We start from the raw sequence: 22,154 nt of genomic DNA, 5'->3' as shown, positions 1-22,154 counted from the left end.
CGGATCAGTCCAGGGCCAGATAGGCTCCGGCGTCGACCTCGATCATCACCGGCTGCCGGGTCTCCTGCAGGGTCAGCAGCAGGTCCTGCAACTGCGCCGGCGAATCAGCGCGGTGGTGCGCCACATGGCAACTGCGCGCCAGGGCCTGGAAGTCCGGAGTGAGGATGTCCACCCCCAGCGGCTCGATGTCCCGGGCCAGCATGTAGTCGCGGATCTCGCCGTAGCACTGGTTGTTCCACACCAGCAGGATCACCCCGATCTGTGCCTCGCGGGCCGCGATCAGCTCGCCACTGGTGAACTGCAGCCCACCGTCGCCCACCAGGGCCACCACCGGACGCTCGGGCCGCGCCAGCTTGGCGCCCATGGCGGCCGGCAAACCATAGCCCAGGGTGCCGTAGCCGCTGCCGGCGTTGAACCAGCTGGCCGGCGCCGGGGCCTGGTAGCCGCTGGCACCCTGATACACCGGCTGGGTCGAGTCCCCCACCAGGATCGGCGTGTCGAGGGTGTCGCGCAGCAGGTCCAGCAGGCCCTGCAAGCCGCGCTGCTTGGGGCTCCAGCCCGCGCGTTCGGCCTGGTTTACCCGCTGCACGCTGTCCACCGCCCAACGCCCGCGAGAACTGGCTGGCGGGGCTTTTTCCAGCAGGGCCTGCAAGCCTTCCCGGGCATCGCCCACCAGGCCGACATGGGCCCGCTGCACGCCCATGACCTGCATCGGGTCGATGTCCAGGCGAATCAATGAGCCCTTGAAGCGCAATGGCCCCAGACCAAAGAAGTCGTAGTCGGTTTCCCCCAGTTCGGTGCCCACGGCCAGCACCACATCGGCTTCGTCGATCAGTGCCCGGCCATGGCTCGAAGACTGTACCCCGTCCAGCAGCAGCGGGTGGCCGCAGGGCAGCAGGCCGCGGGCATTGGTGGTCAGGGCCACCGGTGCCTGCAGGCGCTCGGCCAGTTGGCGCAGCACTTCAGCGCAGCCCCGGGCGCCACCACCGGCCAGAATCAGCGGGCGGTGGGCACTGTTGAGCAGGACCGCCGCCGCCTCGATCGAGACGCCTGCCGGTGCCGGTGCACCGGGCAGGCTGCGGGGCATCAGGTTGAGGCTGTCGGCCGGCATTTCCAGCACGTCCAGGGGGATCTCGATATGCACCGGCCGCGGTCGTGCGCACTTGAACACGGCAAAGGCCCGGGCCAGGAGTTCCGGCAGCTCGGCTGGCGCCTGCAGGGTGTGACTGAAGGCACAGACCCCGGCCACCATCGCCCGTTGATCCGGCAGTTCATGCAGATGGCCGTGGCCCAGGCGCAGGTGCTCGCGCCGGTTCACGGTGGAGATCACCAGCATCGGCACCGAATCGGCGTAGGCCTGGCCCATGGCGGTGAGGATATTGGTCATGCCCGGGCCGGTGATGATGAAGCACACACCGGGCTTGCCACTGGCACGGGCATAGCCGTCGGCCATGAATCCCGCGCCCTGTTCATGCCGCGGGCTGACGTGCCGCAGGCGGCTGCCATGCAACCCGCGATACAGCTCAACCGTGTGCACGCCGGGAATCCCGAACACCGTGTCCACGCCATAACCTTCCAGCAAACGAACCAGCGACTGCGCACAGGTGGTCATCGACTACTCCTCTTGTTCTTATAGGCGGACGACACCCTGCGCCCGGCTGATGTCGAGGGACATTAGTCGCTGCACCCAGGCTGCAACAATCGAAATAAATCGCGGCCATTGCTCAATAAAATTCACGCTTTGCCGTTGCGCCGCGGCTCCGGGTGGAGCCGGGTGATGCCCTGCAGCTGGGACTTGACCCATTCGCTGAAGGCCTGCACCACAGGGCGCTCCGCCTTGAGCAGGTCCGTCACCAGGTAGTAGCCGCGGTTGGACTCGATCTCGGTGCCGAAGGGCTGCACCAGTTGCCCCCTGGCCAGGGCCTCGCCACTGATCAGGTTGTCGCCCATGGCGATGCCCTGGCCGGCGATGCACGCCGACTGCACGAAGTGCGCATCGGCAAACACGATGCCCCGCCGCACCTCCACATTCGGTGCCCCGGCAGCGGCCAGCCAGACCCGCCAATCGGAGTAGTCGATCATGTGCAGCAGCAAGGCATGATCCAGGCTGTCGAGAGTCTTCAGGCCCCCCATGGCATTCACCAGGCTCGGGCTGCACACCGGGAAATAGCGCAGGGAGACGATCTTCTGCACGTGCTGGTTGGGCCAGTCGCCCATGCCGTAGGCAACGAACAGGTCGACGCTGCTGTCGCTGGTATCGCCGGGGCTGCGGGGCGACACCAGTTGCAGTTCCACCTGGGGATACAGCGCCTGGAATTCGGCGATGTGGGTGCACAGCCAGTAGGTGGCGAACCCCGGCGGACTGCTGATGCACAGGCGCCCGCTGACCTGCTGGCCATCGGAGCGCTGGCCGGCCTCGAGGATGTTGGCCAGCAGCAGGTGGATGTCCCGGGCGTAGCGTTCACCCTGGTAGGTGATGCGAATGCTGCGCCCCATGCGCTCGGTCAGGGCGAACCCCAGGGTCTGTTCCAGGCTCTTGATCTGGTGGCTGATGGCGCTGGGGGTCAGGTTCAGCTCGTTGGCGGCGTCGGCGACACTGCCCAGGCGCGCCACCGCGTCCAGTGCACGCAGCGCTGTCATGGAGGGATAACGCATACCGATCACGCCTCGACTACAGAAAACAGGTGGCAGCACCATAGCCGCAATCGGCGTCCGGCAATAGCCTCGCCTGTCGCTGAGAAAAAACCTCATTGCTGAAAAAAATTACCGGGTCCGGCTAAAAATGCTCGATTGACCCCACGCCTGTGATGGCTAATTCTCGACCCCTACCCTGTGCCGGGTCTTGCCCGGCCATCGCACAATAACAAGAGGGTCGACCCTTGCAATCGCAGCCCAACTCCATCAATCCCGTGGTGGCGATCGACGATCTGCACAAGAGCTACGCCGATCACCACGTACTCAAGGGCATTGCCCTGCGCGCCAACGAAGGCGAAGTGGTGTCGCTGATCGGCTCCAGCGGCTCGGGCAAAAGTACCCTGCTGCGCTGCATCAACCTGCTGGAGATTCCCTGCAGCGGCAGCCTGCGCATCAATGGCGAGGAAGTGCGCCTGAAGACCGACCGCGCCGGCAACCCGCAGGTCGCCGACCCGGCCCAGGTCGCACGCCTGCGCACCCAACTGAGCATGGTGTTCCAGAGCTTCAACCTGTGGCCCCACCGCACCGTGCTGGAAAACGTCATCGAGGCCCCGGTGTATGTCCTCGGCGAAGACCGCAAGGACGCCATCGCCCATGCCGAGCACCTGCTGGAAAAAGTCGGCCTGGCCAACAAGCGCGACACCTTCCCGTCCTTCCTCTCCGGCGGCCAGCAACAGCGGGTGGCCATTGCCCGGGCCCTGGCCATGCGCCCTCGGGTGCTACTGATGGACGAGCCGACCTCGGCCCTGGACCCGGAACTGGTGGGCGAAGTGCTCAAGGTCATCCAGGGCATCGCCGAAGAAGGCCGTACCATGATCCTGGTGACCCACGAAATGGCCTTCGCCCGCGACGTGTCGAGCAAGGTGATGTTCCTTCACCAGGGCCTGGTGGAAGAAGAAGGGCCACCCCAGCAAGTGTTCCTCAACCCGGTCAGCGAGCGCTGCCGGCAATTCGTCATGGCTCAGGAAAACCGCGTCTGACGTTTCGCTTCAATCCTTGAAAACAACAACTTCGATAAAGGGTAAAGCCATGAAAAACCTGCTCAAGGTGCTTGCCACCGGTTGCCTGTTCAGTGCCCTGGCCAGCCACGCCGTGGCCGCCGACAAGATTGTCTTCGGCATCGCCCTGGAACCCTACCCGCCGTTCTCGATGAAAAGCGGCGGCGGTGCCTGGAGCGGCTTCGAACCCGAACTGATCAAGGCCCTGTGCGAACGCATGCAGGCCGACTGCCCGCTCAAGGAGGTGGCCTGGGACGGCCTTATTCCGGCGCTGCAGTCGAGCCAGATCGACGCCATCCTCAACTCCTTGAGCATCACCGAGGAGCGCCAGAAGGTCATCGATTTCTCCGCCCCCTACTACCAGACCCCGGCCATGTGGGTGGCCGACCAGAGCCTGGAACTGACGCCCACCCCCGAAGGCCTCAAGGGCAAGCTGATCGGTGTGCAGGGCTCGACGTCCAACGCCACCTTCGCCAAGGCCTACTACGGCAAGACCTCGACCCTGCGCTACTACACCACCCAGGACGACATGCTCGCCGACCTGCAGAGCGGACGCATCGACGTGATGCTGGCCGATGCCCTGACCATCGAGCCGATCCTCAAGACCGCAGCCGGCGCCGGCCTGGCGGACAAGGGCCTGGCGCCCAAGGACCCGCTGTTCGGTTCCGGCATCGGCGTCGGCCTGCGCAAGGGCGACAGCGCCCTGCAACAGCGGATCGACACCGCCCTGGCCGCGCTCAAGGCCGACGGCACCTACGACAAGATCCGCAGCCGCTACTTCAGCGTCGACATCTCTGCCAACTAAGCCGTCCGGCCGGCCCGTTGCGACGGGCCGCCGGCGTTGACTGGATACGTCATGATTTCTCTGTCCGACCTTTCCCAACTGTTCGTCGCCGACGGTTGGCTCGGCGCCCTGGCCCAGGGTGCGCTGGTGTCCCTGCAGATTTCCGCCGGGGCTTTCGTCCTGGGCCTGGGCATCGGCCTGCTGGTGGCGATGATCAAGCTCAAGGGCCCGCGCTGGCTGGTGAAGCTGGCCAACGTCTACACCACCCTGTATCGGGCCATGCCCGAGTTGCTCTTGATCCTGCTGCTGTACTACGCCGGCACCGACCTGCTGAACATGGCCATGGCGGCCATGGACCGGCCAAGCGTCACGGTCAACGGCTTCATCGCCGCAGTGCTGGTGCTGGGCATCGTCCAGGGCGCCTATTCGGCGGAGATCATCCGCGGCGCGATCCAGGCCATTCCCCATGGCCAGATCGAAGCGGCCCGGGCCTACGGCATCGAGCGCTGGCTGCTGGTGCGGCGCATCCTGCTGCCGAGCATGTTGCCCTACGCCATGGCCGGGCTGTCGAACCTGTGGCTGGTGCTGGTCAAGGACAGTGCGCTGATCAGCATCGTCGGCTACAGCGAACTGCTCTCGGTGGGCAAGCAGGCGGCCGGTTCCACCAAGCATTACCTGGTGTTCTACCTGGCGGTCGCGGCCTTCTACTTCGTCATCACCCTGGTGTCCGGCAGCGTGTTCCGCGTGCTCGAACGACGCACCAACCGCTGGCTGCCCCAGCACTAGGAGGCTCGGATGGATTTTTCCTGGATCAACGGTTTCTCCAACGAACTGCTTCGCGGCCTGGGCATCACTCTCAAGCTGCTGGCCTTGAGCGGCGCCTGCGGCTTTGCCCTGGCGGTGGTGGTGGGCCTTGGGCGGGTATCGCGCAACCCGCTGATCCGCGCGCCCATGCAGTTCTACATCAGCGTATTTCGCGGCACGCCGCTGCTGGTGCAGATCTACATCCTCTATTACGGGGTCGGCAGCCTGTTCGCCGCCTACCCGCCGATCCGCGGCAGCTTCCTCTGGCCCTACCTGCGCGAGGGCTTCTGGTACGTGGCCCTGGCGCTGACCCTGAGTGTCGGTGCCTATGTCGGTGAAGTGCTGCGCGGTGGTTTGCGTGCGGTGCCCAAGGGCGAGCTCGAAGCCGCCCGCGCCTACGGCATGGGCTACTGGCTGACCCTGCGCCGGGTCTGGCTGCCCCGGGCCCTGGAACTGGTGCGCCCGACCCTGGTGGGGGAATGCGTCTTGCTGCTCAAGGCCACGGCCCTGGCCTCCACCGTGGCGGTCACCGACCTGCTCGGGGCTGCCAACCTGGTGCGGGCCCAGACCCTGAAAGTCTACGAGCCGCTGCTGGCGGTCGCGGTCATCTACATCATCCTGGCCTTTGTCATCGAACACCTGTGTGCGCGCCTGGGCCAACCCTCGCCCAGCCGAGCTCCCCAGCGCCAGGCCTGAACCCATTGATTACCCGGGCGGTGACGCCCGTGAGGAGAACAGCATGCGTTACTCACCCTTCGTTCAGCGCATCAGCGGCGAATCCGTCAGCGCCTGGGATATCCATTACGCGGCCATCGATGCCCGGGGTCGCGGCGAGGACGTGATCGTCCTCAGCGTCGGTGACCCGGACTTCGCCACCGACGCCCGCATCAGCGATGCCGCCAGCGCCGCCCTGGAACAAGGCGACACCCATTACACCCACGTGCTCGGCCGGCCGGCACTGCGCGAGGCCATCGCCGCCAAGCAGCGACGCCTGCTGGGCATCGACGTCAGCGCCGACAACGTGGCCCTGGTGGCCGGGGCGCAGAACGGTTTGTTCGCCACCGCCCTGTGCCTGTTCAGCAGTGGCGACGAAGTGCTGGTGCCCGAGCCCATGTACCTGACCTACGAGGCGTGCATGCACGCCTCGGGTGCGAGGATCGCCTGCGTCGAGCAACCGGCCGCCAACGGCTTTCGCCTGACCGTGGCGGCCCTGGAAGCCGCGCTCACCGACAAGAGCCGCGGCATCGCCCTGGCCACCCCGTGCAACCCCACCGGCAACGTCTACAGCCGCGAAGAGCTGGAAGCCGTGGCCGAAGTGGCACGCAAGCACGACCTGTGGGTGATCTCCGATGAGGTCTACGGCCAGCTGACCTATGACCGCGAACACCTGAGCATCGCCTCGCTGCCGGGCATGGCCGAACGCACGGTGATCCTCAACAGCCTGTCCAAGACCCACGCCATGACCGGCTGGCGCGTTGGCTGGGTGATTGCCCCCCCGGCCCTGGTCGGGCACCTGGACAACCTGCTGCTGTGCATGCTCTACGGCCTGCCGGGGTTCATCCAGGAAGCCGCGCTCAAGGCCCTGGAACTGGACGAGGAAGTGGTGGGCAGCGCCCGCGAGGTCTATCGCCGCCGGCGCGACCTGGTGGTGGCCGGCCTCAAGCAGGTGACGCTGCTGGACTGCCGCGTGCCCGAAGCCGGGATGTTCATGCTGGTGGACGTGCGCCGCACCGGGCTGTCGAGCATGGACTTTGCCTGGCAGCTGTTCCGCGCCACCGGGGTCTCGGTGCTCGACGCCCAGGCCTTTGGCGCCAGTGCCGAAGGCTTTGTACGGATTTCCTTCACCGTTGCCGACGAAGTGTTGAAGGACGCTTGCCAACGCATTGCCAGCTTTGTCGAAACCCTGGGTGCACAACGCTGAACAACCGCTCGATGGTGGCCAGGGCGCGTGCTCCCGCTCGACCGCGACGCGGGCCTGGAGGCTCGCTCGTCAACGTCGAGGCCTGTGGGGGGCTATGCCCCCCAGCGCGAGCCCGCGCCCTCGCCACTGGGCATTTGCCACAACGATCTCGTCATGCCCCATGACAACACCCTTGCAACTGAGCTTGTCGCCCATTTTTTTGCCCACCTTTGAAGGGCCCCCTGCTTGAGAGGTTGACCCCCGTGACCGCTTCCGACCAATTCAATTCCACCCATAGCGCCGTCGATCAATATGCCGAACTGGTGCTGCACAACGGCCGGATGTATACCCTGGATCCGGCTCAGCCCTGGGCCGAGGCCGTGGCCATCCGCCAGGGCAAGCTGATCGCGGTCGGCAGCCTCGCGTCCCTGGCCTCGCTGATCGGTCCCCACACCCGTCAGCATGATCTGGACGGGGCCTTCTGCATGCCCGGCCTGCACGACATGCACACCCACCCGGACCTGGCCCTGGCGCCGCGCTATGCCGACGACCTGGACGTGGGGATCGAGGACCCGACCCCGGAACAGTTGGCGGCGGCGATCCACGCCTATGCCGACAGCCACCCGGGCGATGGCTGGATCTACGGCCAATACTGGGTGCGCTACACCTTCCGCGAAGCCGGCCTGACCCCGGGCCGCGAGTGGCTCGACAGCGTCATGCCGGACCGCCCGGTGGCCCTGCTGGACCGCATGTGGGGCACCATGATGGTCAACTCCAAGGCCCTGGAACTGGCTGGCATCGACCGCCACACCAGCGACCCGCGCAACGGCTACCTGGAGCGTGACGAACTGAGCGGCGAGCCCAACGGCCTGCTGATCGACGGCGCCTACGCGCTGATCCACGCCGCCATGCCGCCGACCCCGGTGGCGGTGCTGCGCCGCGCCTATCGCGATGGCGTGCACTTCCAGACCTCTCGCGGGGTCACGGCGACCAAGTACGTGCACGTCTGCGAAAACCGCCTGCAGGCCCTCAAGGAACTGGACGATGCCGGTGAGCTGACCCTGCGGGTGGAAGCCGCCATCAGTTGGCAGGACGATATCTTCCCGGTGCGCCGGCGCTGGGAGCTGCTCAGTGGCGAACGGCATTTCTATCGCAGCGCACGCCTGAACGCCAACGCGGTGAAGTTCCACTTCGACGGCACCGTGGAGCCCAAGTCCTCCTACCTGCTGACCCCCTGGCCCGAAGAGTCGAGCTGGCGCGGCAAGCTCAACCTGACCCCGGAACACATCACCGACATGGTGGTGGACATGGACAAGCGCGGCCTGCGGGTGATCGCCCACTGCACCGGCGACGGCGCCTCCGACGTGTTCCTCGACGCCGTGGCCGAGGCTCGGCGGCGCAATGGCAACAGCGGCATTCGTCACCAGTGCGCCCACAGCACCCTGCTGCACCCGGGCAACCTCAAGCGTTTCCAGAGCCTGGACGTGATCGCCGAATTCTCCCCGGCCGCCTGGTACCCGACGCCCTTCGCCAGCGGCGCACGCTCGGGTTACGGCCAGGAGCGCCTGAAGCGCATCTACGACTTCAAGGGCGTGCTGGCCGCCGGTGGCATCGCAGTGTTCGGCACCGACTGGCCGGTGGCGTCCATCGACCCCTGGCTGGCCCTGGAAACCATGGTCACCCGGCAGAACCCGTGGAACCAGGAACCCGACACCTTCGGCGACCCCATCAGCCTGGAACAGGCGCTGCAAGTGGCGACCCTCAATGGCGCCCACGCCATGGGCCTGGAACACCTGACCGGCAGCCTGGAAGCCGGCAAGTCGGCGGACTTGATCGTCCTTGACCGCGACCTGTTCGCTCAAGCCTCGCGCAACTACATCCACCACACCCAGGTGCAACTGACCTTCGTCGAAGGGCAACTGGTCTACGACCGCCAGGGCACCTTCAGCGACACCCCGCTTGAAGCAGTGTGGCAAGGCCTGCCACCGGTGATCGAGGGCAAGGAACAATGAACAGCACGCCGAGCATTCCGGTCACCGTGGTCGCAGGCTTTCTCGGCGCCGGCAAGACCACCCTGCTCAACCGCATGGTGCAGCGCGCCGACAGTGGCCGGCTGGCGGTGATCGTCAACGACTTCGGCGAGCTGAACATCGATGCGGCGATCATCGCCGAGGTCACCGACGCGGTGTACAGCCTGCAGAACGGCTGCATCTGCTGCACCGTGCAGGAAGACCTGCTGGCGCAACTGGTGAGCCTGTCCAAGCTGCGCCCGGCCCTGGAGCGGATCGTCATCGAGTGCAGCGGCGTCTCCGACCCGCAGCGCATCGTGCAGACCATCGGCTACCCGCAGTTGCGCAACCGCCTGCACCTGGACGCGGTGATCACCCTGGTGGACGCCAGCGGCTACCAGGCCCTGGAAGGGGAAATGGCCCGGCTGTCCCGGGCCCAGGTGGCCTGCGCCGACTGGGTGCTGCTGAACAAGGCCGACCTGGTCAGCCCGGAGCAGTTGCAGAGTATCCGTGCCAGCCTTGGTGGTCGCGCGCCGGTGTTCGACACGGTACAGGCCGAACTGCCGGCAGAGCTGTTGCTGGCACCACCGGTGCGCTCCACCGAGGTGCTGTTCAAGGCCCTGCCCCAGGCCCACGACGAGCTGTTTGAAAGCTGGGTCTGGAAGAGTTCGCGCCCCTTGCAGCCCAAGGCGCTGCGGGACTGGCTGGGGCAACTGCCGGCCGACCTGCTGCGCCTCAAGGGCCTGGTGCGCCTGGAAGGCAACGAGCAGCCCTATTGGTTGCAGCACGTGGGCAACCGCAGCCAGTTCACCCTGGCCACCGGACAAGCCACCGAGCATGCCGCGCAACTGGTGTTCATCGCTCGCCGGGGCAGCGACCTGCGCCAGGAACTGGAAGCGGGAGTCGCCGATACCCAAGCGCTGTAAGCGGCAAGCGGTGACTACAGGGCGCTTCACGGGGCTGCCGGCGAAGCGCACTATAGGTCGCCATTTTTTTGCTGAAGCAAGGACGCCGCAGATGCTGGATATCCTCCAAGGCACGCCCCTGTGGGTGTATGCCGTCTTCGCCCTGGTCTGCTATTACGGCCTGCGCGCCCTGTCCACCACTCGCGAAAGCCGCCGCTCGCTGCTGCTGACGCCGGTGATCCTGCTGGTCTGGTCGCTGTGCTCAGTGAGCCTTGGCGACTACCCATGGCTGGCGCTGGGCGCCTGGGCCAGCGGTGCTGCATTGGGCAGCCTGCTGGCCATGCTGCTGTTCTCCAACGCCGGGGTCCTGCTGGAGTCGGGCGGCGAGGCGCTGCTGGTCCCCGGAACCCTGAAGATCCTCGGCATCTCGTTGCTGTTCTTCGCCGTGAAATACTGGATCGGCTACCAGAGCGCCGTGCATCCCGAGCACGCCAGCAGCATCCAGATGCTGGGGATCAGCGGCGCCGCCGCGGGCTTTACCGTTGGTCTGTTCTGCGGCCGGGCGCTCAAGCTGTACCGCCACTTCCTGCAACTCCAGCTCAAGGCCTGAAAGCCCCACGGCCGCGCCCTTCAGTCAGAGGGGAATCTTCATCGCGATTGCCGGTCTGTAGGGACGGTCCGGCAGCACCGGCGCTTGGTCCGTGACAATAGCGCCCGGGTCCAATAGATTAGGCGCCCCCCGAAAATCCCCCCGGGCTTTTCGCGCCTCAAACCCGTTAAACCAAGTAGTGGATGTTCCATGCCTGATTCCAAGCCCGAAGAATCCGTCGTCGCCTTGTCCAACAAGACCGAATACGAAAATGCCATTCATCTTTCCCAGCACGTGTCCCAGGCCAAGACCATCAGCGAGATGGTGCTCGACGCCTTTCACTCCTCGAAAGAAAGTGACCAGATTCGCGAACTGCGCGCTGCAATTCGCCAGGCCCACGACCGCTTCGACGACGACACCGCCTATGAACTCATGGGCCAGCTCAAGCAATTGAAGGATGCCGAGGCCGCTGACCTCACCGCCCTCGAAGACCTGAGCAAGAAATTCCCCATCAGCCGGATCCTCTCCAGCTACAAGGACGACCCGGACTTCCAGGAGCTGGTCTACGGCCTGGCGCTGAAAGTGCTGAACCAGACCCACCAGGCCATCAGCAACCCGAGCGGTGGCAAGGGCAAGGCCTCGCGCCCGAAGAAAGAAATGGAAGTGTTCGCCATCAGCAAGGACGGCATCAGCGTCACCCTGCCGATGCGCCCGCGCTCCAAGGCCAACGTCGACCGCGAAGCCTTCGAGTTCCTGGGTTTCAGCTTTGTCGGCGAAGGTGACGAGGCCGAGCTGGAAAGCGAGATCTTTGTCGACAATAACGGCAGCGAACAGCCGGCGACCCGCAAGAACATCGTGACAGCGATCCAGCAACAGACCGCGTTCGAAGGCTACAGCGTCGCTCAACAGTAAGCCTGTTCTCCGCCGACAGCCCCATCACCCGCCCCGCACTTCACTCCGAAGTCGGGGCTGGCCCGCCCCTCAACTGTCCCTGTAGTCGGCAATGGGATAGATCGCGCACAAGGCTTCGACCTGTCGCCGGAACTGCTCCTGCAGCCCGGGCTCCAGGCTGTACTTCTGCTCGCTCAGAGGGGTCACCTTGTCGAGAATCCGGCACAGCAGGTCCACCACCTGGCGACACCCCTGGGGATCGAAGTAGCGCTGGGCAATGGATCCTGTGCCGATACACAGGCCATTGGCGACAAATGACGAGCGAGTCTCTCCCTGCGCGCGCTTTTTGCTCACGATGATGCCGCACTGTTCCAGGGCCGCTTCGGCAATGGAGCCGGTGATGCCCCCGCGCAGGCGAAGCAGGATCGAGTGGTTGTCCGTGCCCCCTCCCACCACTTCGTAATCCTGGGCCATGAACGCCTTGGCCATTTCATCTGCGGTGCTACGGATCCGTCCCATGTAGGCATCGAACGCCGGAGACATGGCGTAGCCCAGCGCCGCCGCCTTGGCCGCGATCATGTTGACCGCCGGTGCACCCTGCATCCCGGGGAAGACGGCTTGATCGAGAATGCGGCGAAAGGTCGACCTCAGCCCGGGTACCTTGGTGTCGGCGTCCCGGCCGGACAGGATCAGGCCACCGCGTGGCCCCGCGAGCTGCTTGTGGGTACAGACCGTGGTGACGTGCGCCAGGTCGATCGGGCTCGGGTGTCGCCCGGTGGCCACCAGCCCGGCGATATGGGAGATGTCCGCGAGGAGGATGGCCCCGGCTTCGTCGGCAATCGCGCGAAACCGCTGGAAGTCCAGGACCTGCGAATAGGCCGTTGCCCCACAGATGATGATGCGCGGACGATGGGCCAGCGCCAGATGGCGCACCTCTTCGTAGTCGATCAGGCCCTGGGCCGTGGTGCCGTAGCGGATCGCCTTGTAGTTGGCCCCGGTGAAGGCCACGGGGCTGCCATGGGTGAGGTGGCCGCCATGATCGAGGGCCATTCCGAGCAGCGTATCCCCAGGCTCGAGCAAGGCGCACAGCACCTGGTAATTGGCGTTCGAGGCCGAGTGCGATTGCACTCCGGCGTATTGGGCAGCGAACAGCGTCTTCGCCCGGCGAATCGCCAACGCCTCGACCCGATCGACGTTCTCGCACCCGGCCTGGTGACGCCGGCCCGGGGCCCCTTCTGCCGTGATGTTGACCAGCGCCGAGGCCGACACGGCCAGGCTCCGGGGGTTGGCCGCGCAGGATGACGAAACCAAGGACAGGGTGCGGTGTTGACGCGTGACCTCAGCGTCGAGGATGTCCGCAAGTTCCGCGTCTTGTGCTTGCAGATCCGCCAGGCCGCGTCGCAGCAGGTCGGCCTGGTTCCTGAGTCGAGCAGTATCAGCTGTCATCATTCTGTGTCCCTTCCTTGAGTGTTGCGTGCCACGAACGACAGCACGCTTCCTGTTTTTCCCGTTCGTGTTGCACATCGAGCTGAGCCGAACCTTGGCGCAGGCGGTACGAGGCGCAAGTCAATTAACCAAAGAATTGAACATATTCCAAATTAAATGATGCTTTTTTGCCAAATCCGGGAAACACCAGCCCTGCGTCGACGGCGGATGCGCACCGAGGAAGACCATGAAACCGAGCATCTGGGGCTTTATTGTCATGGCGGGTGCATGCAACACTCCGCCGCGCGGCGCAACCCGAATCGAACCTTCCCGAGGATTTGATCGCCGCAGATACCGACAGCGAAATATCCCAGGACGGATGCAGGCTGGCTAAAGGAGCATTAGCAAGTTGGTACAGGCTACGCGAGAGCCGGAAACATTCTTGGCGCAATGATTTCACTGAGCACGCCCCGGGCGTCGAGCAGTTGAATGCCGTGCGCGGCATAATTTCAAAGCAGTACTCGATGTGTGACGACTATAAGGAAATGGTGGGCATTTGATGCACAGAAGAGAAAGGACAGAGTATTTAAAGAGCAATATTAAATACCTGATAAAAAGCCGTGGTGAGACGCAACTGTCTTTATGTAACGCCAGTGGACTGACCCGCACGACCATCTACAACATTCTGGAAGGCAAGGTTACCAACGTCCAGCAGTCGACCATTCGCAAGATCTCCGATTTCTTCGGCATCTCCTACGAAGAAATAGAAACAGTCGACTTTGAAGAAAAAGAGATCATCGACAGCAGTATCTCTCCCCAAGGAAACATGAACCCGGCAGCCGTTCCGATCATCAAGGAGAGCCTGTTGCTGGCCAACATCGACAAGCGCATTGGTGAGTTGGCGACGATCTTCCCGCTGACCTACTACTTCGGCACTTCCTACAACCTGATAGCGGTGCGGCTGGAGAAGGGAATCAATGGCCTCAACGAGCCCGGTGATTTGCTGATCATACAAAAGGGTTCCTCGACCGATGACAAAGAAAAACTGGTGTACGACCGACTTGGCAAAAAACTGCTCATCATGAACACCCCGTGCTCCGACTCGGATCGCCTGCAGGTAGTGGGCGATATCATCGAGGAACGATTCAATGACAGCCTATGAAGGTGAGTTGGAGAACAGCAAGTACAAATTGCTGGGGTTTGAAAATGACAAGAGCCTGGCCGTGATCATGGTCATTGCCACTGGCAAGGTCATCAGGATCAAGCTGAGTGAAGTGCTGAACAGCGAAATAATGGACAATTTGAACAAAATGGAAATCAAGAACCTGTACAAGAAATTCTATTCCCAAGGAGGAGCGCTGACTGCATACGACTTGAATGATCGTCACGAAAACTCTTGGATGATCTACATCATCCTGAACTTGCTGCTGTTTACCTTTTACATCTTCACCAGCATTGCCGCGACAAAACCTATCTATCTGGAACAGCTTGGCATCATCGTAACTCCAGGCACCTTCCTCTACCCGCTGACATTCTTGATTGTCGACTTGTTGAACGAAAACTTCGGATTAAGGCTGGCAAGAAGAGCCATTCTGTTTGCATTCGCAAGCAATGCCATGATTATCATCCTGCTCTACGGCTCGACTTTTCTTCCAGGGCTGCCAGGCTGGAAACTCGACACCCCGTACAACGACGTCATCATTCAAGTTTCATCGGTGCTGGTAGCGTCTTCGGTCTCGTTCCTGGTGTCCGAGAACATAAACTCTTACTTGCTATGCAAGATAAAAGAGCTGACCAACTCCAGGTTCCTGTTCCTGCGAATATTCCTCAGCACCCTGTTCGCAGTGATTATCGACAGCTTCGTGTTCTGCTACATAGCCTTCTACGGCGCGATGCAGAACAGCGACATCCTGAACATGATTTATGTCCAGATCGCGATCAAAGTGTGCTTTGCGTTTTTCAACATCCTGCCGGCCTACGGCGCAAGATCGTTGTTCAAGAGATACATAACCGACGGCCAGGGAAGGTAATCACCCGACGGTTTAGCGCCCGCGAATGGATTCAACACTCGCTGTTCAAGCAACGGCGGTGTTGAACTCCATTGGCCAGCGGTCGTTCACCCGCTCACTGGAGACCCAGTTTGCCTTTCAAGCTGTGCATGACCTCGGCTTTATTACCCAGGTAATCATTCAGCCCTCGCGTGCGAAGGTTGCAAGCGTCGCAGTTGCCACAGCCACTGCCGATGATCCCGTTGTAGCAGGTCAGTGTCTGTTCGCGAATCAGCTGCAGTTGATGGTGGTAATCCGCCAGCGCCCAAGTCTCCGCCTTGTTCAACCACATCAGTGGCGTTTCAAGGCGCAACTTGTATTCCATACCCAGTTCAAGGGCCTTGTTCAGCGCCTTGACGAACTCGTCCCGGCAATCGGGATACCCGGAGAAGTCCGTCTCGCACACACCGGTAATGACGGTTTCGGCCTTGACCTGGTAGGCATAGATAGAGGCCAGGGTTAAGAACAGAATGTTCCTGCCGGGCACGAAGGTGCTTGGCAGACTTTCACCTGAACTGTTCACTGTCGGAACCGGAATATTGTCCCGGGTGAGACTGCTGATCGCCAGTTCGTTGAGCAACGACGCATCCAGCACTTTGTGAACTGTCGCCCCCAGCTGTTTTGACAGCTGTTGCGCAACTTCTATTTCCGCGTGATGGCGCTGACCATAGTCAAAGGTGATGCAGTGCACTTCATCATAGTGCGGCAATGCATGGATCAGACAGGTTGTCGAATCCTGCCCGCCACTAAAAACGATAACGGCTTTCTTCTTCATTATTCTGCTTCCTGCAGGAGTAGAGTCATTTCAATATTTTAAACGGCCCGCTGACGGGCACTCAATAAAAAACCCCGCACCTCTCTCGAAGGCGGGGCTTCGCATGGCTTCAGGCCTTGGCCCCACTCCCGGCCATGCGCCGCAGGATCTCCCACTGGCCTTTGCTACAGTGCAGGATCACCGCCGCGACATGGCCGACGATCAGCACCGCCAGGGTCCAGCCCAGCAGGCTGTGGAAGCTGTTGCCCAGGTCGGTCATCCACTGGATCTTCGGGCCCTCGAACCCGGACATCACCGGCAAGCCAAAAGCCGTGAACGCCCGACCCGAGCCGTACTGGCGCAGCAGCCCGAGAAACGGAATGGCAAACATCCCGGCATACAGCAGCCCGTGCCCCAGGCGCGCGGCAAGGTTGAAGCTCGGGGGACGGCGGTGACGGTTCACCAGGCTCCAGATCACCCGCAGCACCAGCAGCGACATCAACAGCAGGCCCACTGACTTGTGGGTCGGCCAGAGGAACTCGTCCAGGGCCGAGTCGGCCAGCAGGTAGTGTGCACCGGTGCTGCAGTAGATCCAGGCAAAGGCCAGTGCCATGGCCCAGTGCAGTCCGCGACTGACGGCGCCATAGCGCGCCTTCGAATCGTACATATCAATACGGCTTTCCATTACATCCACTCAGGTTCATCCACGAGCGACGCATTTTACCTGGGGATAAAAGCCCACAGGATTCAAAAGGTTTAAATGATGTGACGGTGCCGATGCCCAATAAAAAAGCCCCGCGCTTCTCTCGAAGGCGGGGCTTTTCTGTGGCCTGGACAGCTTAGTGCGCGTAGGTCAGCAACAGCTCGGTCGGGGCCTTGAAATCCACCGACATCATCACGCTCAGCGCGGTGATGGTGAAGATCGAGAACACGAACAGCTTGCGTGCCCACACGGTGTCATCCACCGCCTTGTAGCCGGTCCAGGCCATGTACAGCCAGTACATGCCCATCGCCGCCGCTACCGCCAGGTAGCTCATGCCGGCGTAACCGCTGAAGGTCAGCATCAGGGTCGCCACCAGGAACGCCAGGATGTAGAGCAGGATGTGCTTCTTGGCCACGCGAATTCCGCGCTTCACTGGCAGCACCGGAATCGATGCGGCCAGGTAATCGTTGAAGCGAAAGATCGCGATGGCGTAGGAATGCGGCATCTGCCACAGGCTGAACATCACCAGCAGGGTCAGTGCGGCCATGTCGAAGCTGTTGCTCACGGCCACATAACCGATCACCGGCGGCATGGCCCCGGACAGACTGCCCACCAGCGTGCCGTGAACCGACTTGCGCTTGAGGTACAGGCTGTAGAAGCCGACGTAGATGACAAAGCCGATTACCGCGAACAACGCGGCCAACGGGTTGGCCACGTAGTACAGCAGGGCCACGCCGGCGACGCCGAGGACGGTGGCATAGACCAGCGCCGCTTCCAGGGAGATGAGCCCCTGGACCAGCACGCGGTTCTTGGTGCGCTCCATCTTCAGGTCGATGTCACGGTCGATGCAGTTGTTGAACACGCAACCGGACGCTACCACCAGCGAGGTGCCGATCATCGCGGCCAGGAAGATGGCCAGATCGACATGCCCTTTCGAGGCCAGGAAAAACCCGCCTGCCACAGAAAGCACGTTACCGAAAATGATCCCCGGTTTGGTGATTTGGATAAAGTGCTTGAGCGACATCGGGTCTACCTCACTTCGCCATCATGACGGTGTGGATGCTGAACATGATCCACAACGACAGACCAACCAGCAGAACAATGACCAACGCGGCGAAGATGAACGCGACGACGTTGTTGCGCTGGGCTTCGGAACGGTCCAGGTGGAGGAAGTACACCAGGTGAACGATCACCTGGATCACCGCGAACGCCAGGACGATCCACAGGGTCACGTCCTTGGGCAGCGATGGGTACATCACCAGGCCGAACGGAATCAACGTCAGGATCACCGACAGGATGAAACCGATGGCGTAGGACTTGACGCTGCCGTGACCGGCTTCGTCGTGGGAGTGTGTGTTAGCCATTTACATAGTCCCCATCAGGTAAACAACGGTGAATACGCAGATCCACACCACGTCCAGGAAGTGCCAGAACAGGCTCAGGCAGCTCAGACGGGTCTTGTTGGTCGCCGTCAGGCCGTTTTTCTGCACCTGGTACATCATGATCGCCATCCAGATCAGACCGCTGGTCACGTGCAGACCGTGGGTGCCGACCAGGGTGAAGAACCCGGACAGGAAGCCGGAACGGCTAGGGCCATAGCCTTCGGAGATCAGCAGGTGGAACTCGTTGATCTCCATGCCGATGAAGCCCAGGCCGAACAGGAAGGTCATGCCCAGCCAGCCCAGCACCTGCTTCTTGTTGCCCCGGAAGAACGCCAGCATGGCGAAGCCGTAGGTGATCGAACTGAACAGCAGCAGAGCGGTTTCGCCCAGTACGTAAGGCAGTTCGAAGATGTCGTGGCCCGACGGGCCACCCGCTACGTTGTTCACCAGTACCGCGTATACCGCGAAGATCGACGCAAACAGAATGCAGTCGGTCATCAGGTAGAGCCAGAAACCGAATACGGTCATCTCGCCCGAGTCGTGGTGATGGTCATCGTGCCCATGGTCATCGACATGGGCGTGTCCAGCATTGGTCACTAAGTTCGACATGGATTAAGCCTGTTCCAACGAGGTTTCAACACGGGTAGCCGGAATCTTGTTCTCCGATACCAGGCGCTTGTGCTGTTCGGCTTCGATGCGTTCGATCGTCTCGACCGGCACCATGTAGCCTTGATCATCACGGGCAGCGTGGATCGCGAAATAGATCACGGTGCCGGCCAGGCTTGCGATGGCCAGCCACCAGATGTGCCAGATCATGGCGAAACCGAACACGGTCAGCAGAGCCCCCATGACCACACCGGTAGCAGTGTTGTTGGGCATGTGGATCGGCTGGTAGCGGCCTGGCTGCGCGTAGGCAGTGCCGTTTTCCTTGGCTTCGGTGAACGGATCGATACCTTCGGCTTTGGGCAGTACAGCGAAGTTGTAGAACGGAGGTGGCGACGAGGTCGACCATTCCAGGGTGTGGGCATTCCATGGGTCGCCGGAGACGCACATGTTCTGCTTGCGATCACGCACGCTGACATACAGCTGGATCAGCTGGCAGGCGATACCCACGGCGATCATCACGGCACCCACCATGGCGACGTACAGGTACGGCACCCACTCAGGGTTGGTGGTGGCGTTCAGACGACGGGTCATGCCCATGAAGCCCAGTGCATAGAGCGGCATGAAGGCGACGAAGAAGCCCGAGATCCAGAACCAGAACGCAGCCTTGCCCCAACCTTCATGCAGCTTGAAGCCGAAGGCTTTCGGGAAGTAGAAGCTGAAGCCGGCGATGTAGCCGAATACCGCGCCGCCGATGATCACGTTGTGGAAGTGAGCGATCACGAACAGGCTGTTGTGCAGCACGAAGTCCGCACCCGGGATGGCCAGCAGTACGCCGGTCATGCCGCCGATGGCGAAGGTCACCATGAAGCCCAGGGTCCACAGAACCTGGCTGGTGATGCGCAGGCGGCCGTGGTAGATGGTGAACAGCCAGTTGAATAGCTTCACCCCCGTCGGGATCGAGATCAGCATCGTCGCCAGGCCGAAGAAGGCGTTGACGCTGGCCCCCGAACCCATGGTGAAGAAGTGGTGCAGCCAGACCATGAAGCCCAGGATCGAGATCGCGCCGGATGCGTAGATCATCGAGTGGTGGCCGAACAGGCGCTTGCCGGAGAAGGTCGAGATGACTTCGGAGAAGATACCGAACGCCGGCAGGATCAGGATGTACACCTCGGGGTGACCCCAGGCCCAGAACAGGTTCACGTACATCATTGGATTGCCACCAAGTTCATTGGTGAAAATGTGGAAATCCATGTAACGGTCAAGCGTCAGCAGTGCCAGGGTAGCGGTGAGGATCGGGAACGAAGCGACGATCAGCACGTTGGCCCAGGTGCAGGTCCAGGTGAAGATCGGCATGTCCATCATCTTCATGCCCGGGGTACGCATTTTCAGCACGGTGGCCAGGAAGTTGACCCCCGTCAGCGTCGTCCCTAGACCCGATAGCTGTAGCGCCCAGATGTAGTAGTCCACACCCACGCCCGGACTGTATTGCAGGCCCGACAGCGGCGGATAGGCAACCCAGCCGGTCTTGGCGAATTCGCCGACGCCCAGGGACAGGTTGATCAGCACCACGCCCGATACCAGCAGCCAGAAGCTCAGGGAGTTGAGGAATGGATAGGCCACGTCACGCGCGCCGATCTGCAGCGGCACGACAAGGTTCATCAGGCCGGTGAAGAATGGCATCGCCATGAAGATGATCATGATCACACCGTGAGCGGTGAAGATCTGGTCATAGTGTTCAGGTGGCAGGTAGCCAGGCGAACCCTCGGTGGCCATGGCCAGCTGGGTACGCATCATGATGGCGTCGGCGAAACCGCGCAGCAGCATGACCATGGCGACGATGATGTACATCACGCCGATTTTCTTGTGGTCGACCGACGTCAGCCACTCGGTCCACAGATAGGTCCACTTCTTGAAGTAGGTGATTGCCGCGACAAGCGCCAGACCACCGAGCGCGATCATGGCAATGGTCACCATGACAATCGGCTCGTGGAACGGAATCGCTTCCAGACTTAATTTACCAAACATCGTTTACTCCTCTGCCCCGGCAGCTGAATGCGAACTCACGTCCATCCCTTGCGTTGCAGCCACTTCCTTTTCTTTCTTCTCGTGCTTGAGCGGCGCGCCCGGTTTCATGCCTTCGTACTTGTCGACGATGGTCTGGAACAGGTTCGGCGCGTAAGCGGAGTAGAGCTCTACAGGATTGTTCTGGCTTGGCTTGGAAAGGGCTTCGTATTCAGCGGTGTCCAGCTGTTTAGGTGCCTTCTTGACTTCGTTTACCCAGGCGTCGAAATCTTCCTGACTGGTTGCGATCGCTTTGAATTTCATGCCGGTAAAGCCCGCGCCGCTGTAGTTGGCGGAGATACCTTCAAGTTCGGTGTTCTGGTTGGCGATCAGGTGCAGCTTGGTGGTCATGCCTGCCATCGCGTAGATCTGGCCGCCCAGGCCCGGGATGAAGAACGAGTTCATCACGGTGTCGGAGGTCACGCGGAAGTTGACTGGGGTATGGGCCGGGAAAACGATCTTGTTGACAGTGGCGATCCCTTGGTCGGGATAGATGAACAGCCACTTCCAGTCCATGGCGACCACTTCGATGGTGATCGGCTTGACCTCGGAATCCAGCGGACGGTACGGGTCCAGGGCGTGGGTCGACTTGTAGGTGACATAACCCAGGGCAATGATGATGAGCACCGGAACCAGCCACACCGCGATCTCGATCTTGGTGGAGTGGGACCACTTCGGCGCGTAGGTCGCTTCGGTGTTGGAGGCGCGATATTTCCAGGCGAAGGCGAAGGTCATGATGATGACCGGTACCACCACCAGCAGCATCAGGATGGTTGCCGTGATGATCAGGTTGCGTTCATCCAGACCGACCTGACCCTTGGGGTCGAGCAAGGTCCACTTGCAGCCTCCCAGCATCAACATGCTGAGCAGCGGCAATAAGCCTAGTAATCGGGGGTACCTGTTTTTACTCATCTCACGACCTCTAAAGCAGCTTGCGCAATGCAGTTGGGTTTTGATCGCCAACACTTCACCCTGCCAAGGGTTGGCATTTTTCTTCAATTGAATAAGGGCCTGCCCGTTGCGTTAAACGCTCAACGACACATCCCGGGCTAGCAGTGGTTCTTATTCGATCTCGTGGTCAAAGGCCTTGTTACAGACCAATTCCATTTGGTGCGGAAGTTTGGAAGGTGCCGACACCCGCAGTCGCATGGAGCACTCAATCCGCCCCTCGACCGTCCTCGTGTGCTCAGGGATGAGCAGCGCCGGTAATTTCAGTGCGGGCGATTGTAGATATGTCGCGTTTCATAAACCATGTCTTATCCCGAAATAATTTTTATCGCAGGGCGCAACAATCCTTAACGATTGTTGCGAAGGATCGCAATCATATCGATTTTCATTCGCAACAAAAAGCCCTAAAAAGACCTCTCCGCCCCACTCTCACCAGGCAGGCAAAAGCCCCTCAAGGCCACCTTTCACCGGGCTTCACCCCTTATAAAACGGGGTCTGTGAAGATTTGTATAGATAGCAGGCTATGGTTCTTGCCCAGCAGGTCGGCATACACAAACTGACAGGCTTCAATTGAACCCATCTGGCTGATTGCAGTCTGTTGAAACCCCTCGACCGCCTCTCTGCGACCGCAGCAGTGTGACAACATGTCGCAC

At 61.7% G+C, this 22,154-nt stretch carries 21 protein-coding genes; 11 read left to right on the top strand and 10 right to left on the bottom strand.

Annotated elements, in window-relative coordinates; all coding sequences use genetic code 11:
- Nucleotides 1–4: 4 nt before the first annotated feature.
- Complete coding sequence (locus U873_RS0117675) at nt 5–1,612, bottom strand: 5-guanidino-2-oxopentanoate decarboxylase (RefSeq protein WP_025129504.1); 1,608 nt, start codon at nt 1,610–1,612, stop codon at nt 5–7.
- Between the two features lie 122 nt (nt 1,613–1,734).
- A complete protein-coding gene (locus U873_RS0117670) occupies nt 1,735–2,655 on the bottom strand; it encodes a LysR substrate-binding domain-containing protein (RefSeq protein WP_025129503.1) in 921 nt (306 codons plus the stop codon).
- Nucleotides 2,656–2,879: 224 nt separating this feature from the next.
- Here U873_RS0117670 and U873_RS0117665 point away from each other — a divergent pair, with 224 nt between their 5' ends.
- The 9 genes from U873_RS0117665 to U873_RS0117625 all read left to right on the top strand — a co-directional run bounded on the left by U873_RS0117665 (nt 2,880) and on the right by U873_RS0117625 (nt 11,595).
- The gene (locus U873_RS0117665) at nt 2,880–3,674 is read left to right on the top strand and encodes an ABC transporter ATP-binding protein (RefSeq protein WP_025129502.1); all 795 of its coding nucleotides are present in this window, start codon (nt 2,880–2,882) and stop codon (nt 3,672–3,674) included.
- Between the two features lie 49 nt (nt 3,675–3,723).
- The gene (locus U873_RS0117660; RefSeq protein WP_025129501.1) at nt 3,724–4,497 is read left to right on the top strand and encodes a transporter substrate-binding domain-containing protein; all 774 of its coding nucleotides are present in this window, start codon (nt 3,724–3,726) and stop codon (nt 4,495–4,497) included.
- 51 nt (nt 4,498–4,548) lie between these two features.
- Nucleotides 4,549–5,262 carry an ABC transporter permease gene (locus U873_RS0117655; protein ID WP_011063272.1) on the top strand — a complete coding sequence of 238 codons (714 nt, stop codon included), beginning with the start codon at nt 4,549–4,551 and terminating at the stop codon, nt 5,260–5,262.
- A 9-nt stretch (nt 5,263–5,271) separates the two neighbouring features.
- Nucleotides 5,272–5,976: an ABC transporter permease gene (locus U873_RS0117650; RefSeq protein WP_025129500.1), complete on the top strand. Its 705-nt coding sequence runs from the start codon at nt 5,272–5,274 to the stop codon at nt 5,974–5,976.
- A 43-nt stretch (nt 5,977–6,019) separates the two neighbouring features.
- Nucleotides 6,020–7,201, top strand: coding sequence for a pyridoxal phosphate-dependent aminotransferase (locus tag U873_RS0117645; RefSeq protein WP_025129499.1), 1,182 nt, complete (start codon nt 6,020–6,022; stop codon nt 7,199–7,201).
- Between the two features lie 242 nt (nt 7,202–7,443).
- Nucleotides 7,444–9,192, top strand: coding sequence for an amidohydrolase (locus U873_RS0117640; protein WP_025129498.1), 1,749 nt, complete (start codon nt 7,444–7,446; stop codon nt 9,190–9,192).
- Nucleotides 9,189–10,115, top strand: coding sequence for a GTP-binding protein (locus tag U873_RS0117635; RefSeq protein ID WP_025129497.1), 927 nt, complete (start codon nt 9,189–9,191; stop codon nt 10,113–10,115). The genes U873_RS0117640 and U873_RS0117635 overlap by 4 nt, the downstream gene beginning before the upstream one ends.
- Before the next feature lie 91 nt (nt 10,116–10,206).
- Nucleotides 10,207–10,704 (top strand): DUF6622 family protein, encoded by a 498-nt coding sequence (locus tag U873_RS0117630; protein WP_029978480.1) that lies wholly within the window; start codon nt 10,207–10,209, stop codon nt 10,702–10,704.
- 189 nt (nt 10,705–10,893) lie between these two features.
- Nucleotides 10,894–11,595 carry a hypothetical protein gene (locus U873_RS0117625; protein ID WP_025129496.1) on the top strand — a complete coding sequence of 234 codons (702 nt, stop codon included), beginning with the start codon at nt 10,894–10,896 and terminating at the stop codon, nt 11,593–11,595.
- Nucleotides 11,596–11,664: 69 nt separating this feature from the next.
- On the opposite strand, the gene glyA is transcribed toward U873_RS0117625, so the two are convergent.
- Entirely contained in the window at nt 11,665–13,020 is a 1,356-nt protein-coding gene (gene glyA / locus U873_RS0117620; protein ID WP_025129495.1) for a serine hydroxymethyltransferase, read from the bottom strand.
- Nucleotides 13,021–13,558: 538 nt separating this feature from the next.
- On the opposite strand from glyA, the gene U873_RS0117610 reads away from it, so the two are divergent.
- Together U873_RS0117610 and U873_RS0117605 are read left to right on the top strand one after the other, a co-directional pair.
- On the top strand, nt 13,559–14,161 hold the full coding sequence (locus tag U873_RS0117610) for a helix-turn-helix transcriptional regulator (RefSeq protein ID WP_029978477.1): 603 nt from the start codon (nt 13,559–13,561) through the stop codon (nt 14,159–14,161).
- Nucleotides 14,148–15,029 (top strand): queuosine precursor transporter, encoded by an 882-nt coding sequence (locus U873_RS0117605; RefSeq protein ID WP_025129492.1) that lies wholly within the window; start codon nt 14,148–14,150, stop codon nt 15,027–15,029. The genes U873_RS0117610 and U873_RS0117605 overlap by 14 nt, the downstream gene beginning before the upstream one ends.
- A 94-nt stretch (nt 15,030–15,123) precedes the next feature.
- Here U873_RS0117605 and queC read toward each other — a convergent pair whose 3' ends face one another.
- The 7 genes from queC to cyoA form a co-directional block, all read right to left on the bottom strand.
- Nucleotides 15,124–15,822, bottom strand: coding sequence for a 7-cyano-7-deazaguanine synthase QueC (gene queC, locus U873_RS0117600; protein ID WP_025129491.1), 699 nt, complete (start codon nt 15,820–15,822; stop codon nt 15,124–15,126).
- A 109-nt stretch (nt 15,823–15,931) separates the two neighbouring features.
- Nucleotides 15,932–16,486 (bottom strand): cytochrome b, encoded by a 555-nt coding sequence (locus U873_RS0117595; protein WP_025129490.1) that lies wholly within the window; start codon nt 16,484–16,486, stop codon nt 15,932–15,934.
- A 154-nt stretch (nt 16,487–16,640) separates the two neighbouring features.
- A complete protein-coding gene (cyoE, locus tag U873_RS0117590) occupies nt 16,641–17,528 on the bottom strand; it encodes a heme o synthase (RefSeq protein WP_025129489.1) in 888 nt (295 codons plus the stop codon).
- A gap of 10 nt (nt 17,529–17,538) precedes the next feature.
- On the bottom strand, nt 17,539–17,868 hold the full coding sequence (gene cyoD, locus U873_RS0117585; RefSeq protein WP_025129488.1) for a cytochrome o ubiquinol oxidase subunit IV: 330 nt from the start codon (nt 17,866–17,868) through the stop codon (nt 17,539–17,541).
- Nucleotides 17,869–18,495 carry a cytochrome o ubiquinol oxidase subunit III gene (locus tag U873_RS0117580; RefSeq protein WP_025129487.1) on the bottom strand — a complete coding sequence of 209 codons (627 nt, stop codon included), beginning with the start codon at nt 18,493–18,495 and terminating at the stop codon, nt 17,869–17,871.
- A gap of 3 nt (nt 18,496–18,498) precedes the next feature.
- Complete coding sequence (cyoB, locus tag U873_RS0117575) at nt 18,499–20,517, bottom strand: cytochrome o ubiquinol oxidase subunit I (RefSeq protein ID WP_025129486.1); 2,019 nt, start codon at nt 20,515–20,517, stop codon at nt 18,499–18,501.
- Nucleotides 20,518–20,520: 3 nt separating this feature from the next.
- Complete coding sequence (gene cyoA / locus U873_RS0117570; RefSeq protein ID WP_025129485.1) at nt 20,521–21,465, bottom strand: ubiquinol oxidase subunit II; 945 nt, start codon at nt 21,463–21,465, stop codon at nt 20,521–20,523.
- Between the last annotated feature and the right edge of the window lie 689 nt (nt 21,466–22,154).

Source organism: Pseudomonas sp. PH1b (assembly GCF_000633395.1).
In the GTDB taxonomy this organism is placed as follows: domain Bacteria; phylum Pseudomonadota; class Gammaproteobacteria; order Pseudomonadales; family Pseudomonadaceae; genus Aquipseudomonas.
This window is presented reverse-complemented; position numbering and strand designations above follow the sequence as displayed.

Coding starts and splice junctions, on each gene's coding strand:
- U873_RS0117630 (WP_029978480.1), top strand. CDS start 10,207: ATGCTGGATATCCTCCAAGGCACGCCCCTGTGGGTGTATGCCGTCTTC.
- U873_RS0117605 (WP_025129492.1), top strand. CDS start 14,148: ATGACAGCCTATGAAGGTGAGTTGGAGAACAGCAAGTACAAATTGCTG.
- U873_RS0117650 (WP_025129500.1), top strand. CDS start 5,272: ATGGATTTTTCCTGGATCAACGGTTTCTCCAACGAACTGCTTCGCGGC.
- U873_RS0117655 (WP_011063272.1), top strand. CDS start 4,549: ATGATTTCTCTGTCCGACCTTTCCCAACTGTTCGTCGCCGACGGTTGG.
- U873_RS0117675 (WP_025129504.1), bottom strand. CDS start 1,612: ATGACCACCTGTGCGCAGTCGCTGGTTCGTTTGCTGGAAGGTTATGGC.
- U873_RS0117595 (WP_025129490.1), bottom strand. CDS start 16,486: ATGGAAAGCCGTATTGATATGTACGATTCGAAGGCGCGCTATGGCGCC.
- U873_RS0117635 (WP_025129497.1), top strand. CDS start 9,189: ATGAACAGCACGCCGAGCATTCCGGTCACCGTGGTCGCAGGCTTTCTC.
- U873_RS0117670 (WP_025129503.1), bottom strand. CDS start 2,655: ATGCGTTATCCCTCCATGACAGCGCTGCGTGCACTGGACGCGGTGGCG.
- cyoA (WP_025129485.1), bottom strand. CDS start 21,465: ATGAGTAAAAACAGGTACCCCCGATTACTAGGCTTATTGCCGCTGCTC.
- queC (WP_025129491.1), bottom strand. CDS start 15,822: ATGAAGAAGAAAGCCGTTATCGTTTTTAGTGGCGGGCAGGATTCGACA.
- U873_RS0117610 (WP_029978477.1), top strand. CDS start 13,559: ATGCACAGAAGAGAAAGGACAGAGTATTTAAAGAGCAATATTAAATAC.
- U873_RS0117645 (WP_025129499.1), top strand. CDS start 6,020: ATGCGTTACTCACCCTTCGTTCAGCGCATCAGCGGCGAATCCGTCAGC.
- U873_RS0117660 (WP_025129501.1), top strand. CDS start 3,724: ATGAAAAACCTGCTCAAGGTGCTTGCCACCGGTTGCCTGTTCAGTGCC.
- cyoE (WP_025129489.1), bottom strand. CDS start 17,528: ATGTCGCTCAAGCACTTTATCCAAATCACCAAACCGGGGATCATTTTC.
- U873_RS0117580 (WP_025129487.1), bottom strand. CDS start 18,495: ATGTCGAACTTAGTGACCAATGCTGGACACGCCCATGTCGATGACCAT.
- U873_RS0117625 (WP_025129496.1), top strand. CDS start 10,894: ATGCCTGATTCCAAGCCCGAAGAATCCGTCGTCGCCTTGTCCAACAAG.
- glyA (WP_025129495.1), bottom strand. CDS start 13,020: ATGACAGCTGATACTGCTCGACTCAGGAACCAGGCCGACCTGCTGCGA.
- cyoB (WP_025129486.1), bottom strand. CDS start 20,517: ATGTTTGGTAAATTAAGTCTGGAAGCGATTCCGTTCCACGAGCCGATT.
- cyoD (WP_025129488.1), bottom strand. CDS start 17,868: ATGGCTAACACACACTCCCACGACGAAGCCGGTCACGGCAGCGTCAAG.